Here is a 15,869-nt window from a genome sequence, read left to right as displayed (position 1 = left end):
AAGAGCTGAAGGTTTTTGGTGCAAAGTTGTTAGCGATATTCGGCCTGCAGTTCATTTGAAGAAGGGGGATAATAATCCAGTCCTTGTGACATGCGATGACGGAGCTCGGTTCGAACAATATTTGTTAGTCTTCGACGCAAATGACAAATTGGTTAGTATAACAAAAAAATAAGAATCTTTTATTTTTATCAATCCAATTCAAGGCACACGACCGATAGGCACGCTATGTCAATCACAACTTGGTTTAGCCGTTCGAGCAGGTTTTTCGCAAGCGCTGTCACCAATGTGGTGGAACGAGTGGTCAAATTTTTGGATGATCAAGAAGTTTTCTATAACCACATGTATTTAGAAGGGCGCATATATTTATAACGGATTGAGTGCTGGCAACGCTGATCGCCGCGATGTCTTTGTTTGGTGGACTTGCTCACCGACCAATGCGGCAAGAGACTTTCTGTTTACCTCTATGTCCTTTGTTCGAAATAGCCGCCTTTCTAACGCGTTCACTTCAATCCTTAACGCCTGTGATTTTTGGGCATCAAGCCATGCCGCGAGTGAGCGATGACCCAGATTTTTGCTCCATTCTTCAAGAGCCACGTAGATTGATTGATCGTCTGCGTTCAGAATGGTCGACCTCAAGCGATGTAGTGGTCTGTGCCGGGTGGTTTTGAATTGTCCCAACCAATTATGCACGCGTGTGGATGTCAGCACAATTTTGCGTTTGAAGAGCCATGCACCCAATGCAAACAGGCAAATACTGAGAGCGGAGAGCGCTAATGTTCTTTTCCAAGCAGTCGTTTCAGCCACGGGTTCTTGAAGTTCAGGGGCGATACGGTCTGAGGCGGGTTGTGTAGGAGCAACCGTGACGTTAATAGCTGGAAGCGTGGCGGTCTGCGCAGAACCAGTGTCCAGATCGAACCAGCCATATGAAATCGCTGGTATGACAAATGCTCCATCCTTCCCGGCAGTGTAGACGATGGTCTCCGTCCGGCTGCTGCCATGAGTTCGCTCGATCTGAACATCGTCCAAAATTTTTGGAGATTTAGGATACTGAGTGAGACCCTCTGCGGCACCTATTGTCAGCGCGGGGATCAACATAGCCTGCGTGTCCTCGGCAAATATTGTGATAGTTCGAACAAAGGCATCGCCCGTTTTCAAAGAAGCTGGGTTCTGGTCAAACGATTGCGTTAGTGTCAGTCCTTTTGCGGCAAAGGCAATATCTTGTGCATTTTTGGCACCTTCACTCACGTTAAAGCTTACACCCTCAGTTATGGCTACTCCCTTTATCGACTTGCCATCGACCGAATATCCGAGAGCTATCGATATCGGTGGCAAATTATATGTACCCGGCTTTTCTGGAACAATCGCGTAACTACGCCGGATACCTGCATACTCTACGCCATCAATCGTCTGAACCATGTTTTGGGCACGTTCGTCGGGGATTGTCACCAAAGCGTCTGGCAAATCAAACAGTGGGAACTGGGGCGGTGATGTGAAGAAATCGGGCGCGAATACCTCCACAAGAATATAGATCTGCTGGCCCGGTACGGTATTGCCCTGTGTTTCAACCGTCGCGCGCGCGAACGGCTCTGCTCCCAAAGCTATTTGGGAAATAAGCATTGAGAGTGTGATTATGAACCATCTCATTTTTCGCTTCCTCCCGCCTCGATAGCGAATTTGCGCGCCATGAGGTCCGTAGGGCTGACCTGAATATTATTCATCCACATCTCTGATGTCTGCTCCGCGACATCGATCTGACCTTCCTTGCCTTTCTTCCCTTTGTCGTCGAATTGAACCTGATCAGGACGCTCGTTCGGTTCTTGCGGCGGATCGTCATCATCTTTCTTATTTGCGGCGAGCAGTCTTTCTGCGGTAGCGAGGTTGGATTGCGCATAGGTCCAGCCCTTGCGCGTTTCCAAAGCTTTGTTATAGGCAGCAACAGCCTCATCGTATTTGCCAAGATGTATCAGAGCGTTGCCTTGATTGTACCAACTCTCGGGCGTATCGACGGTCGCAAAGGCATCAATTGCTTCGGCATATTTTTTCGCGCGATAGAACGCCGTGCCACGCCACATCGGATCGCGGAAGTGCGCGGACGCATCAGAAAAATCTCCCCGTTCATAAGCGAGCCGTCCCTGCTGATCCTCCGTGAGCCACATATCAGTCAGATCCGAGGCGGATGCGGTTGAGGGAACGAGAAACAGTCTGGCGGACAGCAAAAAGACGCCTACTCGAACCATCCAACCTCTGCGGAAAGTAAGGGCAAAAAGCAACGCAGTTGGAAAGAGAAGTAACCAACCTGAGTCTTTCCATTGATCGCCATCGCCGGTCTTTTTCGCTGCAAAATGCGTGGCGACATGCTCAAGCACCCAACGCACATCACTATCGTCGTCCGTGCTTGTCGCCACGCCGATGCTATCATTCGTGCCAAGTTTTTTTATCGCTTCAACATCGAGTTTTGCCGAAGTTCGATCGCCACCTTCGTCCGTGAGGAAACCGCCATCAGCCATCTTGATCAGCCCACCTTGGGATGTTCCAATACCCAGTATCAGAATGCCGAAACTGGCCTTCTTTGCGAAAGCATCGGATGCGGCCGCTTCCACTCCATCCGTTATAAACAGAACTGTGCCTTCAGCACCTGCATCCGCCAGCGCCCCCTCCGCCATCTTCAGAGCGGCGGTCGTGTTTTTTCCCGCTACAGGCACTATTCGGGTCGCAAGCGCTTCCGCATAGGTTCCGAGCAATGTCGCATCGTCTGTTAGCGGCAACACTTGGTGGGCACTTCCGGCATAGGCAATGATAGCTGTCTTTCCACCTTGTCTGCGAGCCACAATATCCTTGATTTTGAGCTTGGCCCTTTCAAGCCTTGATGGGGTCACGTCAATGGCATTCATGGTCTGAGACAAATCCACAGCAATGACGAGTGGTGCCGCATCCTCAACAAATGGTGGAACCTCTCGTTGCCAAGTGGGACCAGCAGTGGCAAACACTGCCAAAGTAAGGATGACGGCCAAGACCCACGATGGACGGACGCGTGTGCCGGGGGTGGGGAGAACGAGCAGGCTATCAAGCAGATGGGGCGCTATCATATTCTCCCACCGTGCGCGGATATCTTTCGCACGCGATGAGAGCCAGATGACAGCCATGGGAATGACTAGCGCCATCAGCCACCATGGGCGTAAAAAGTGAAAACTTTCAATCATTGCCTTTGCCTCCTCTGACGTGCAGAGAGGCCTGCGATACCATAGAAAATACCTAGCAAAATGATTGAAGCGCCAAGTGGCCAATGAAACAGTTCGGCGCGTGGTCGCCAAGACTGGCTTTTCTGCTCTTCAGGGGTTATCTGGTCGAGGACCGCATATGCTGCTGCGAGCTGAGCCTGGTCTTGGCCAAAGAAATAACGTCCCCCCGTCTTTTGAGCCACAGCGCTCAATGTATCAACATCGAGCTTATCTTCGCCCGTTGAGCTTGGGTCTCCAATGCCCACAGCGTGCACGATGATGCCTTTTCGCTTGGCAATGTCTGCGGCTTTTGCCGGGGGCATCTTGCTGGCAGTGTCGTTGCCATCGGTCAATACGATCAGCACTTTTTGAGGGACGGTCGTTCTGTCGAACATTTTAATTGCCAGGCCGATCGCGTCGCCCAGTGATGTGCGAGGCCCTGCCATGCCGGGAACGATTTCCCCGATCATAGTCTGAACGGTTGCGTGATCCATCGTGAAAGGAACGAGCGGATAGGGAGCGTCGCCGAATGCGATCAGACCAATCCGGTCAACGGGTCTTTTGGTAACGAAATCGGCAACAACTGTGCGAACAGCATTCAGACGTGAATTAATGGATCCATCTGGAGCTTTGAAGTCCTTGGTATCCATCGATTGGGAGAGATCAAGCGCGAGCATGATATCACGCTGTGGCTCCACCTTCACGATAGGTGGCTCAATAAACTGCGGTCGTGCTAAGGCCAGAACGATCAGGCACCAAGCCACACTCTCTGTGATCAGTTGCGGCCAACTACGGCGAGCGATGACCGATCCATCGGTTGGATGAACGCCCGCAGCCTGTGCAACCTGCTGGAAAAAGGGAAGGCGTATCGAGGGGGAGGTCTCATGATGTGGAGGCACAAGCCACCAAATAAATAAGGGTAGGGGCAAAAGAGCCAGAAGCCAAGGAAGATCAAGCTGATACATTGTGCTGCTCGATCCAGTTCCGGGTCGCTTTGATCAGCTCACTGTTCAGCTTCGATGGCAGTCTGCTCACAAATTCTTCATTGCGGTATTCGATGTCATTCACAAGTTTCTCAAGCAAATGTCCGCTGTTAGTGGGCGAGTGAGCTGCCAGAAATTCAGCCCATGTCTTTCCTGTGAGATCGGCTACGTCGTGTCGCGGCCAGGCAACCATCGCCGTGCGTTTCACAAGCGCGCTAATCTCTGCGAGCGCTGCCATTCGGGTACGCGGATCATCAAGCCTATTGCCGATCTCTGAGAGTATTGAAAGAGCTTCGCGGCGATAGGCATTCGCACGATAGTGCTGCGCGGCTTTTAGGAGAACAATCAAAATTCCTGCGAGAAGTATGAGCCCCAGCACCGCCCATCCCCAAGTCTGCGGCATCCACGATATCGGTGGTGGTACGACGATATCTTTTAATGAACGTAAGGCAGTTTCTGCCATCGGATCGAGAATGGGAGCGGGAGGTTCCATTATCGCCTCCTTTGCCGCCAGGCTGACTGCTCAAGCAGTTGCCGAAGCTGTGGGGCTGTCTCGTTAGCGGCAGATACGGGAAGCATGGGGAGACCAAGATCGCGCTGCCAGGCCCGGAGTTCGCGACCCCGTTCACGCGCAAAGTTGCCGATTGATTGCCGCAGAGTATTTTGTCGCAAAGCAAGCTCCACCTGCATGCCACCGCCGCTGACTATGATTTCTCCTGACTTCGGAAGCTCCAACAAAAACGGATCATACACCAACAGACAGATGACGTCGTTGCGTGCCGACAATTGCAGCAGCATGTCTCGTGTTTGATCAGAGTGACCATCAAAGTCGGATATGACAATGACGAGGTGATCGTGATGAGCGATATCACAGACCGTACGAAGCACCTCGTCGAGCTGGCTGGCTTTGGTCGGTGTGGTTGAGGCAGCGCTCAGTGCCTCATTTTGTCGGGCTACTTTATCGGCAAAGGCGATGACAGCGTTACGACTTCTCTGTGGCTTCACGTCATCGGTCTGGACATCGTTAAAGACAAAGCCTCCTACCCGATCCCCAGATCCAAGAATGCGCCACGCACAAAGCAAGGCTGCCTCGGCGGCGGTGACTGATTTCATCGACAATCGACTGCCAAAAAACATGTTGAGGCGTTGATCGACAATGATGAGGGCAGGGCGCTCCTTCTCCTCACTATAGACGCGGACAACTGGCTTATTGGAACGTGCGGTCACGCGCCAGTCAATGGAGCGGATGTCGTCGCCGGGCAGGTAATTTCGGAGTTCTTCAAATGTCAGACCGCGGCCACGCATTGATGACTGCATCCGGCCTTCGAGTTGTCGGTGGCTTTTTGCTTTCTGAACAAATCGCAGGTCCCGAGCATGCCCCTCAAGTGCGACGAGCCCCTGTGTGGAAACATAGACCCCGCTTCTGCTCTTTGCTTCAGGCATGGCTTCCCCTCAAGCAATCGCTACAAGGTCGACAATGCGATCTATCACCTGGTCGGGTGTGGTATTGGTCGTATGGGCTTCATATGAGAGAATAAGCCGGTGACGCAGAACATCGTTTGCGACCTCCTTCACGTCATCGGGGGTTACGTAATCCCTCCCGTTGAGCCATGCATAGGAGCGAGAGACTTTGTCGAGACCAATGACGCCGCGTGGACTGACACCCACCTGCAGTAGCTTTGCGAGCTCTGTATCGTATTTTTCAGGATAGCGCGTGGCGAGTACGAGTGAGACGATATAGGACTCTACTGGATCAGAGACCGTCACGACACCGATCTCCCTGCGCGCGTCGAATATGGCTTGCGGTTTGAGTTTTACCGGTTGGTTCGCGCGCTTACGCGCATCATGGGCAGCATTTTCTTCGTCGCGGTTGAGCCGCATGATTGCAGCCTCGGATTTAGCGTCGGGATAGCCGACCTCGATATGCATCAGAAACCGGTCAAGCTGTGCTTCGGGAAGGGGATAAGTGCCTTCCTGCTCTATCGGGTTCTGCGTTGCCATCACCATGAAGAGCTCGGGCAAGGGATAGCTCTTACCTCCCACGGTGACCTGGCGCTCTTCCATCGCCTCAAGCAGTGCTGATTGCACTTTGGCGGGGGCACGGTTTATTTCATCAGCGAGGATCAGATTGGCGAAGATCGGCCCTTGTTCGAACTTGAACTGCCCTTTCCCACCTTCACTGAAATAGATTTCCGAACCGGTAATATCGGCGGGCAACAGATCTGGAGTGAACTGAACGCGCGACAGCTCTGAATCAAGGTTTCGAGCCAGACTCTTGATTGCTCGGGTCTTTGCAAGCCCCGGCAGCCCTTCCACCAATAAATGCCCGTTGGCGAGAAGGCCAAGCAGCAGCCGTTCAACCATCGTATCCTGACCGATGATCGACTCTCCAATACGCTGACCAAGAGCAATGATGTCGTCGCGAACCGCCATGATGTCCTCAATTAAAAAGAGAGGGTAAAAAGAGAGGGAGGCGCACTAAATGCTACGCCTCCTAGCAGTAGCTATTTCTCAATGCCCCGGTCTTTGAAAGACTGGTCGATCGCCTTGTCCACTTCAGCGCGCACACCTTCGATGTTGAAGCTGGCTACGCGTTGGCTTGGTGGGAACTTAACGAATGTTTCCAGAAAGGCTGCCCCTTGCAGCTGGCCTTTGACCAAAAGGTAGTCGTTACGGACTACCCAATCATTATACTGATCGGAAACTGTATCAGCCCGTTCGTAGGGATCCATGCGAAGATTGAACAACTTTGGAATACGCCACGTCACGAAGGGGGTTTGCCACACAGCAAAGCCTCCAGCTGCTGGCTGCTCCTTGAACACCACTTTCCAGTCGTCAAAACGTGTGGCGACAAGACCGCCGTCATCGTCAAAGTAATAGAAATCGTTTCTTGCGCTCTTGTCCGACTTTCCCGTCAGATAGTCGAGCTGGTTATAGCCATCAAGGTGGTTTTTGAAGGTTGTGCTGCTGCCGGACGGTTGCCAGCCATTCAAGAGGCGGCCTTTTACATCCGGATCTCCTGCTGCTGCCAGCAATGTTGGAAACCAGTCCAGCCCGGAAACCACACCGTTGACAACCTGTCCAGGCGCTACATGGCCGGGCCATCTTACCATGGCCGGTACGCGGAACGCACCTTCCCAATTGGTATCTTTCTCGCTCCGAAACGGAGTGGTTGCTGCGTCAGGCCAGGAGAATTGGTTCGGACCGTTATCGGTGGTGTAGACGACAATTGTATTCTCGGTAATTCCGAGGTCATCAAGAGCTTTCAGCAGCTTGCCAACGTGCCCGTCATGCTCGATCATGCCATCCGCATAATCATTGCCTTGCATCCCGCTCTGACCGCGCATTGACTCGCGAACATGAGTGAAAAGATGCATTCGCGTTGCGTTCATCCAGGTGAAGAACGGCTTCTTTTGCTGAACCTGGCGACCCATGAAGTCGATAGCCGCAGCCGTCGTTTCATCGTCGATTGTCTCCATCCGCTTTTTGTTCAGCGGACCGGTGTCCTCAATCTTGCCGTCGGCAGAGGCCTTTATAACACCACGCGGATTATAGGCTTTCAGGAATTCTTTGTCGCCTTTGGGCCAATAAGGAGCCTCTGGTTCTTCTTCTGCATTGAGATGGTAAAGATTACCAAAAAATTCATCGAACCCATGATTTGTTGGCAGGTATTCGTCGCGGTCACCAAGATGGTTCTTGCCGAACTGGCCAGTCGCGTAGCCGAGTGGCTTTAGCGCCTGTGCAATGGTCATGTCTCCGGGCTGAAGCCCAACCGGAGCGCCCGGAGCGCCTACTTTGCAAAGTCCTGTTCGCAAACAAGTCTGCCCGGTGATGAACGTTGATCGACCGGCAGTGCAGCTGTTCTCTGCATAGTAGTCCGTAAACATCATTCCGGCTTTGGCGATGCTGTCAATATTCGGTGTTTTGTAACCAACAAGGCCCATTGAATAGGCGCTAATGTTGGTTTGCCCGATATCGTCACCAAAGATAACAAGAATATTAGGCTTTGAGCTGTTCGAATTATCGGACGCTGGGGCGGCAGCTGGGGCCGTCTGTGCCTGTGCACGAATTGGGACGAGTGATGTTGTCGTTAAAGCTACAGCTAGCGCAGCTCCCACGCTCAAAATACGCCTTGAAAGGCTGCTCATGAACGCCTCCCGATTTTCCTGCTGTCAATAAACATGGCGCTCTCCTCGATGCGCGACCTTTGAGGTCGCCTTGAAAGGGCAATAGGAATTCACGCTGAGAATGTCAGTCTGAAAAGAAGGATTAGTAAGTACGCAACAGTAACAAGCAGGGTAACAGGGAGCGCGACGGCAACCGGAAATGTTCGTGCTATGACGAACGCGATACCGTTGTCCGGATTGCTGAACGCTCCATAAATATTCACGAGTGATAGGGTTATGACATCCTAGGGTAGGCGGACCTGCGGCGTGAGAACAACGCCTGTCAGCCTCGCATGCGAAGCCTGTAAGGAACCAATCTACTCAGCCTGAAATCAGGCGACCGATTTTGTTTGTGCAACGAGTTTGAGGGAATGTCATCAATGACTTTTTCAGATCATTAACAGTAACGTACTTGAAGGCGACTTCGCTTTTTTCAATATTCATCTGACGATGCTCGGAGGCTTCCATGACGTCTGCCATTAATACGGATTTCAAGTCTGTTACACCTGACGGCATGGCGTGGATTTCGGGCGGTACATTCATGATGGGGTCTGACAACCATTATCCAGAGGAAGCGCCTGTACACCCTGTTACGGTGGATGGCTTTTGGATGAGCACCACGCCTGTTACGAACCGACAATTTGCGCAGTTCGTGAAGGATACCGGTTATATTACCATGGCCGAAATTGCACCCAAAGCGGAGGATTATCCCGGCGCGATACCAGAAATGTTGAGGCCCGGATCGCTTGTTTTTACGCCGCCAAAACAAATAGAAAACAACGATTTGGCACAATGGTGGAAGTTTAAGTTCGGCGCTTACTGGAAACGACCGCTGGGCGGATTAAGCGATATTCGCGGAAAGCTGGACCATCCTGTCGTCCACGTAGCTTACAAAGACGCGAAAGCTTATGCTGATTGGGCAGGGTTAGAGCTCCCCACCGAGGCCGATTTTGAATTTGCTGCAAAGGGTGGTTTGGAGAACGTCGAGTATGCATGGGGCGTTGAATTCATGCCTGAAGGTGCACCTATGGCCAATACTTGGCAGGGTGCATTCCCTACAAAAAGTTTAAAGCCCAACGGAAAAGAGCGCACGTCACCTGTCGGGTCATATCCGGCAAATGGGTATGGTCTGTATGATATGATTGGAAATGTGTGGGAATGGACAGTTGACTTTTGGTCCACGCGACACAACGAGCCTGCGGCAAAAGCTTGCTGTATTCCAACGAACCCGAGACGAATTGACCCGTCCAATAGTTATGATCCTAGGCAGCCCCAAATATTAGTACCACGCCGTGTCCTTAAAGGTGGCTCCCATCTATGTGCGCCCAATTATTGCCGACGCTACAGACCAGCAGCCAGACACGCAGAACCCGAAGATACATCAACGAGCCATGTTGGTTTTCGCTGTATTAAACGCTTTTCATAGACTGTTTCCCGAAAACCTCTTCACCTGTTTTTAGGATGCGCTTTACTCAAGGAGGATACGATGAAGCGTTATTTCCTTATGTTGGCTTTGGTGACTTTTATTCATCCAATCACCAGTTGGGCGGACAATCTACCATCGTGGAACGATGGAGCCAGCAAAGATGCAATCATTGCGTTTGTGGAGAAGGTTGTAGATCCTTCAGGGTCTCAATTTGTTCCACCAGAAGAGCGCATCGCCGTTTTCGATAATGACGGCACACTCTGGACTGAGCAGCCCTTTTACTTTCAGTTGGGTTTTATGCTTGATCGGGTTAAAGCTCTCGCGCCGCAACATCCCGAATGGAATGAGAAAGAACCATTCAAATCGATTCTTGCGGGTGACTTGAAGGGCATCGCCAAATCGGGTGAAAAGGGCGTTGTGGAACTGGGTATGACAACGCATGCTGGCATGACAACAGATGAATTTGGCGAGATCGTAAAAGACTGGTACGCATCTGCAAAACATCCCAAGACAAAACAGCCCTTCAATAAGATGACGTTTCTTCCGATGAGGGAGCTACTCGATTATCTGCGCTCAAATGACTTTAAAACTTATATTGTTTCGGGCGGTGGTGTGGAGTTTATGCGACCAATGACGCAAGAGGCATATGGCATTCCTCCGGAGCAAGTCATCGGAAGTAGCATCAAAACACAATATGCACTGAATGGCGATGAGCCTGTATTGAAGCGTCTCCCTGAAATCGACTTCATTGATGATGGTGCAGGCAAGCCTGTTGGCATTAATAGATTGATTGGAAAACGACCGATTTTCGTCGCCGGTAATTCTGATGGCGATTATGAGATGCTGCGTTGGGTTACTTCGGGGAAACAGCGGCCCTCACTGGGAATTATCGTGCATCACACCGATGCTGAGCGCGAATATGCGTATGATCGTCAGTCGGAGTTTGGTAAATTGGACAAAGCGCTAAACGAGGCGAACAATCGCAATTGGCTCGTTATCGATATGAAGAATGACTGGAAAAAAATATATGCCTTTGAAAAATAAAATAACATTCCGCCTCCTAGTCGGAGGCGGCGTTTGTCTTCTTGAAGTTTAACGGCATGGATAGCGTTAAATAGAAAGCGTCCCCCTCAGCGCGGTTTTCCGCTGCAAACTCATGGAAATACTTTACACGCGCCGCCATGGGTGTTTCGGCTAGCATAAAATTATACCCAATGGTTGCGCCGATCGCAGCAACTCGTCCCTTGAAGGGACGATTGGCACCTTCGCCACTATCACCAGAAACCTGCTGATAGTAATAGCCGACAAGACCCGCATCAATTTTCTCGTTGAAGTGTTTGACGGCAGCCCATTCAAAATGGAGCTCATTTCCAGTCTTGTAGTCTGTTGCCGGATTTTCGGCATTGAATGTCATTCCGACCACGCCAGAAATATCCCAGCCGATCGTTGGGTCCATCCATGTTGCTGCGGCAAAGATATCCGCACCCCAATGGTTGAAAGAGATATTTGAGATCTCACCATCCTGGTAATCACCGATTGGAATATTCACAAGCGTACCAACTTGATAATGGAAATTGCCTGCATGCCATCCAACAAAGGCTCCCACCAATGGATCGCCGATTGTGAAGGCCGTGTCGCTGACCGCACCTGTTATGTTACGTCCTGATGGTCTGGCAAGAGTAGCGTCAGCTTCTGTTCTTTTCCATCCGATGGGTACAGTTGTACTCAGACCAAGATTTCCACCCAACACCATTTCTGGGGCGATCCATATCAAGGTTGGGATCTCGATGACAGCACTGCCTTCAACGCCAACGGCTAAGCGTCCCCCTGTTGGCAACTGTTTGTTGCCGCCGAGGTCGCCCCGATAGAAGTAGAGATCGTTCTGAAAGTACAATCCAGGCGGCGGAGTGATAGCTGCCGCTGCCCCTTTCGAGCCCAGCAAATAAAAACCAGCTCCACCCTCAGCCGCGTGAAGCTGACCTGGAAGCGCTGTTGTTAAAATTGCGATTAGCGAGCCGTACCTGAGTTTGCTCATCATAATCATGCATATCCCCTTAAGCCAGTCGCTACGCAATAGTTCTAAAGTGACGTAATTGACTGTAACAAGAGCAGGGATTTTACGAAGTACGTAACGGTAAATTCATTGGCTCAAACTTCATATTGCTCCACTAACGACTATTCTTGAGCCATCCGCACTGGCCTTGTTCAAACCTTGAAGTAGCTGCTGTCGTAGTGGTACGACCATGCGCTCATACGCTAAAAGCATATTGATTTGGCTAATAAAATCCGGATTGTCAGATTGCACGTCGTTCAATTGAATTAAGGCGTCAGGCGACCCCAATTGTCCAAGTGCAGCAATATGCAACGCCGTAATTAATTTTTCTTCGCCGTTCGTTTGTTGTGCGAGGCTTGCCACCCGTGACCAGTCACCTTGTCGGTAGGCGTCAAATGCGAGGACCAGTTGAACGCTTGGCGGTGTCACAGACGTTACACGCTCAGCTGATTTTGTAAGTTCGATCGCTTTTTCCCAGTTGCCAGTCGTAAACAAAATCCACGCAAACAATCCCAAGGTCGTGGGGTTATTGGGATTATTCGACAATGCCTTACGCCCGATATCAATCGCAGCGTCAACTTTTCCTGAATAAAACTGAGAGAGCATCATGGCTGTAAGTGCGCGATCAGACTGTGGGGAGATCCTGACGGCACGACGAGCCAATTCCCGGCTGCGTTCCATGGCAACTGTATCGATTTTGCCATCTGCGGAAAATAAAAGGGCCTGCGCGAGTGCAGCGTTTGCATCGCTGTCATCGGGATTGCTTTGCAACGTACGCTCCAGGCAATTAAGGACGTCGCGCATGCTTGAAGGAATTATGGTTCGGGGTATCTGTTCGGCACGCAGTAAACAAGCATTGCCAACATCATGAGGATCGGATTTTTTGAGTTCTGACAAATTGATTGCGCTGCGTGAAGTGGCGAAATGTGCGGCCAAAACTGGGACAATTGCCTCACGAATGCTTGATGCAGACTGGCTTTGCTCTGGCACTGAATCTATTCCCGATTGTAGAATTTCGGACAAGTCCACGTCCCGTACCGCCCACCAAACACTCTTCTTCCCATCGTCCTGATAATACTTCATTTCTATCTCGTAATTGAGCGCTCTGGTATTATCGTTCTCAAAATTCGAGGACTGGATTGTTAACGTATTATACTGGGTCAACGCCGTTATTAACGCGTCTCGGATCTGGTTTGCCTCATCACGCAGGTTTTGGTCGTTGGCATGCATGTTGATGTTGATCAGCGGCTTTGTTGTGCCTAAAGGAGTGCTCCGTAGATTAATCACAACCAACACTAAGGCAAGTACCGCCGCGAGCGACAATATGAGATTGGAATTGAATTTTAATCTATAATGCTCTGTTTGGACGGAGTGTGTTGGCAAACCCTGAACCTCCGCGTCAGAATTAATTCCTGTCCGTTCTAAATGCTTCTCTCGGTTGGTGAAGGTTATCGTATATTTGCCTCTGGGGATATCGACCGCCATATGCAGTTCATGGCCATAGGCCTCGTAGTACTGAAATAGCGCCGTACGCAAGCGGCTGAGCTCTATTCGAACTATTGGATCATTGGATGGATCGAAACTGGCGGGACGCCCCAAAACATCAATAGCTATATTATAGCCCTTGATCCCGTCGAGGCTTCCAGAGAAATAATGAGAAGCGATGTATTTTATTATCGACTTCCCGCGTTCCGTCACGCGAAAACGCGTGTCGGCCAACAAATCATCTAATGTCGATTGTGCGACAGCGTCACTAATGGGCGCGTCAGATCCCTCGGCAAGATCAGCTTTCATAGCTCATCCCCAGCAAAAACATAAGAACTTACCAGGATTCCGAGAATAACGAGTTACTTAAATGAGTCAATACTACTATTGCGAATTCTACTTTAAGGCTATCACCAATAAATAACCTGTAATTCCATGGGGACGTCCCTAATTGTGATTTTGTCAATCTTTCAGAGTTGTACAGTAATTTACGATATCATTTTCAATTTCATTGCAGGTGTTTACATATTCGTTGAGTAGATTTTGATCAATTTTTTGGCTCAATCTGATCGAAATAAGCATTTCGGTGGCTTCCTCGTAGGCTTCACAAAGGTCGTGCAGCGTTTCATGCTGGTTAGCAAGTATTTGAATTTCGCCACGCAGTGCAGGCAATCTCATCATGAGTTTCCAGAGTCCCCGCTTTGCTTTTGACGACATGATTGGGACACTCTCTTTTTCTGTTCCCATTTTGCTCCATTGCCCCAGTATCATTCAGTCATCTACAATAGACGCATCGGTTGAAGGTCGGATATACGATCTAGTAGAAAGAAAAATTAGTTTATATAATTACGCTGCCAGATTAAATTCTAATCAAAATTAAAAGGTGATTGAATGAATAAGACGTTCTGATACTTTAACGCGTAAATAACATGATTAAATATTATATCGATACAATCTAGCGTTGGGATGTTGCCTGAGAAAATGCTATCGCGTTAATTTTTCCACCCTGCAAACGATATACGAGCGACTGAACTATAGTCTCGTCGTTTTCGTTTCTTCTTTCATTAGAGTAACGAACCATTCCGTTTTCAGGAACGGCACCAAAGCGCTCACCGAGCATTTGGCTGTCATCTTTTAACGCGGGAACGGGAAGTACGATGGCCGCCAAATCAATATTGGGCGCGTCACACCCCTTAATATGATCATCAACCAATTCGGTAGAAACAAAGTTCACAGGCGTCGGGCAACCGCCGCTCGGATTGACACCTTCGGCAATGAACCAGATTCTTCTCTTCAGATTGTTGTCAATCAACTCATAACAAAGCCAACTGGCCGAGGCATCGGGCAGAGTATGAGATTGCAGCGATCCTCCAAAAGTATCGCGAATATCGGCCATAGCAGTTTTTTCGAGCACAATTTTGAATGAGCCTGCGTCTATGAGGTTGTCAAAAGGCGACTGAAACTGTTGGTTTTGGGCTGTCGTTGTTTGCCCCCCTAATACGAGAGAAGGAAAGCCAGCCAATCTGTCCTCTCCCATGGCGGTTTCAATTGTTCCCGCTACCGCAATGGAAATTGCAGCAATAAACATAACAAGGGAGGGGCTTCCTGAGCGTCCAAAATCGCTATTCATTTTATCGCTACTCTTTCTTTTCCTCGCAGCGTGCCTTCTTCGAAGATCATCAGAAAGGCATATTATTATGCATGATATGCACGCTCCTCCTGTTTTGGAAAAGTACGTAACGGTAAAATGAATAGCTATTTTGATCCCCAAGAGAGATGCTAGGTGTTCAGTCCCGATTTGATGGATCGGATTTAACCTGAAACGTTCGGGTTCTTTTGTCCAGCATTTGCAGATGAATTCGTATGGAGTAAGGCCTGTGAGTGTCTTTAGGCGGCGACCGAAATTGTAAGCGGTGACAAAATCGTTGAGGTGCGTTCGCAATTGGGCGTGGTCATCGTAATGGAAGCGCTTTACGGTAGCCTCTTTGATGGTTCTGTTCATCCGCTCAACTTGACCCATTCGTCCAGGGATGTTTCACCTTGGTCAACCGATGCTCGATGCCGTTTTCGTCGCAGACCCAATTGAAGATGTGGTCAAAATCGTAGATGTCTCGGGTCCGTTTGGTGAACTGAATTCCGAACATTGATCGAATCTGATTTTCCAGATCGCGCCTGATCTCGACAAGACGAGAGCGCGTGACGAGCAGAGATCGAACTTGCTGACTTTCGGTACTCTTGACCTTTACCTCCTTGTACCAACCGATGCGCACCAACTCTGCCAAGCCACGAGCGTCGTTCTAACTCGCGGCAACATTGGGATGGGTTGTCACTTCGCCTGGTCCAGAGGTTGCCATTCGTGGTCATAGACCGCTCGGCTCGTTTTTTTTTAGCCTAGGTCTTCACAATCTCTAATTTCATAACAACTAGCGAGCGACCTGAGAAAGGGTGAATCTGATCCAGATCAACGCGTCCAACAATCTTGTCCCATAATGCGGACTTGAAATTAATTTGCATTAGTGTATCATATGATACAAATAA

General features: G+C 50.0%; 13 protein-coding genes and 1 pseudogene. 2 read left to right on the top strand and 12 right to left on the bottom strand.

Annotated features, from left to right (window positions below; all coding sequences use genetic code 11):
• Window positions 1-363: 363 nt before the first annotated feature.
• From CEV31_RS15960 to CEV31_RS15930, 7 genes are all read right to left on the bottom strand, one after another.
• The gene (locus CEV31_RS15960) at window positions 364-1,644 is read right to left on the bottom strand and encodes a BatD family protein (protein ID WP_094508268.1); all 1,281 of its coding nucleotides are present in this window, start codon (window positions 1,642-1,644) and stop codon (window positions 364-366) included.
• Window positions 1,641-3,200, bottom strand: a complete 1,560-nt coding sequence (locus tag CEV31_RS15955; RefSeq protein ID WP_094508266.1) for a VWA domain-containing protein — start codon at window positions 3,198-3,200, stop codon at window positions 1,641-1,643. The genes CEV31_RS15960 and CEV31_RS15955 overlap by 4 nt, the downstream gene beginning before the upstream one ends.
• Window positions 3,197-4,183 carry a vWA domain-containing protein gene (locus CEV31_RS15950; protein WP_094508264.1) on the bottom strand — a complete coding sequence of 329 codons (987 nt, stop codon included), beginning with the start codon at window positions 4,181-4,183 and terminating at the stop codon, window positions 3,197-3,199. Before CEV31_RS15950 ends, CEV31_RS15955 begins: the two co-directional genes overlap by 4 nt.
• A complete protein-coding gene (locus tag CEV31_RS15945) occupies window positions 4,170-4,694 on the bottom strand; it encodes a DUF4381 domain-containing protein (protein ID WP_094508262.1) in 525 nt (174 codons plus the stop codon). The genes CEV31_RS15950 and CEV31_RS15945 overlap by 14 nt, the downstream gene beginning before the upstream one ends.
• Window positions 4,694-5,644 (bottom strand): DUF58 domain-containing protein, encoded by a 951-nt coding sequence (locus CEV31_RS15940; RefSeq protein ID WP_094508260.1) that lies wholly within the window; start codon window positions 5,642-5,644, stop codon window positions 4,694-4,696. The genes CEV31_RS15945 and CEV31_RS15940 overlap by 1 nt, the downstream gene beginning before the upstream one ends.
• A gap of 9 nt (window positions 5,645-5,653) precedes the next feature.
• Complete coding sequence (locus CEV31_RS15935) at window positions 5,654-6,634, bottom strand: AAA family ATPase (RefSeq protein ID WP_094508258.1); 981 nt, start codon at window positions 6,632-6,634, stop codon at window positions 5,654-5,656.
• Between the two features lie 71 nt (window positions 6,635-6,705).
• Complete coding sequence (locus tag CEV31_RS15930; protein ID WP_094508256.1) at window positions 6,706-8,349, bottom strand: arylsulfatase; 1,644 nt, start codon at window positions 8,347-8,349, stop codon at window positions 6,706-6,708.
• Between the two features lie 484 nt (window positions 8,350-8,833).
• On the opposite strand from CEV31_RS15930, the gene CEV31_RS15925 reads away from it, so the two are divergent.
• Window positions 8,834-9,793, top strand: coding sequence for a formylglycine-generating enzyme family protein (locus tag CEV31_RS15925; protein WP_094508254.1), 960 nt, complete (start codon window positions 8,834-8,836; stop codon window positions 9,791-9,793).
• Between the two features lie 78 nt (window positions 9,794-9,871).
• Window positions 9,872-10,837, top strand: a complete 966-nt coding sequence (locus CEV31_RS15920; protein ID WP_235818132.1) for an HAD family hydrolase — start codon at window positions 9,872-9,874, stop codon at window positions 10,835-10,837.
• Between the two features lie 16 nt (window positions 10,838-10,853).
• On the opposite strand, the gene CEV31_RS15915 is transcribed toward CEV31_RS15920, so the two are convergent.
• The 5 genes and pseudogenes from CEV31_RS15915 to CEV31_RS21325 form a co-directional block, all read right to left on the bottom strand.
• Window positions 10,854-11,831, bottom strand: coding sequence for a SphA family protein (locus tag CEV31_RS15915; RefSeq protein ID WP_094508610.1), 978 nt, complete (start codon window positions 11,829-11,831; stop codon window positions 10,854-10,856).
• 117 nt (window positions 11,832-11,948) lie between these two features.
• Window positions 11,949-13,640, bottom strand: coding sequence for a tetratricopeptide repeat protein (locus CEV31_RS15910; protein WP_094508249.1), 1,692 nt, complete (start codon window positions 13,638-13,640; stop codon window positions 11,949-11,951).
• Between the two features lie 153 nt (window positions 13,641-13,793).
• The gene (locus CEV31_RS15905) at window positions 13,794-14,078 is read right to left on the bottom strand and encodes a hypothetical protein (RefSeq protein ID WP_143850968.1); all 285 of its coding nucleotides are present in this window, start codon (window positions 14,076-14,078) and stop codon (window positions 13,794-13,796) included.
• Window positions 14,079-14,286: 208 nt separating this feature from the next.
• Entirely contained in the window at window positions 14,287-14,961 is a 675-nt protein-coding gene (locus CEV31_RS21145) for a hypothetical protein (RefSeq protein ID WP_169717364.1), read from the bottom strand.
• 149 nt (window positions 14,962-15,110) lie between these two features.
• Window positions 15,111-15,628 (bottom strand): annotated as a pseudogene (locus CEV31_RS21325) (integrase core domain-containing protein); the annotation flags it as partial.
• Window positions 15,629-15,869 lie beyond the last annotated feature (241 nt).

The organism is Brucella thiophenivorans (genome assembly GCF_002252445.1).
GTDB lineage: Bacteria > Pseudomonadota > Alphaproteobacteria > Rhizobiales > Rhizobiaceae > Brucella > Brucella thiophenivorans.
This window is presented reverse-complemented; position numbering and strand designations above follow the sequence as displayed.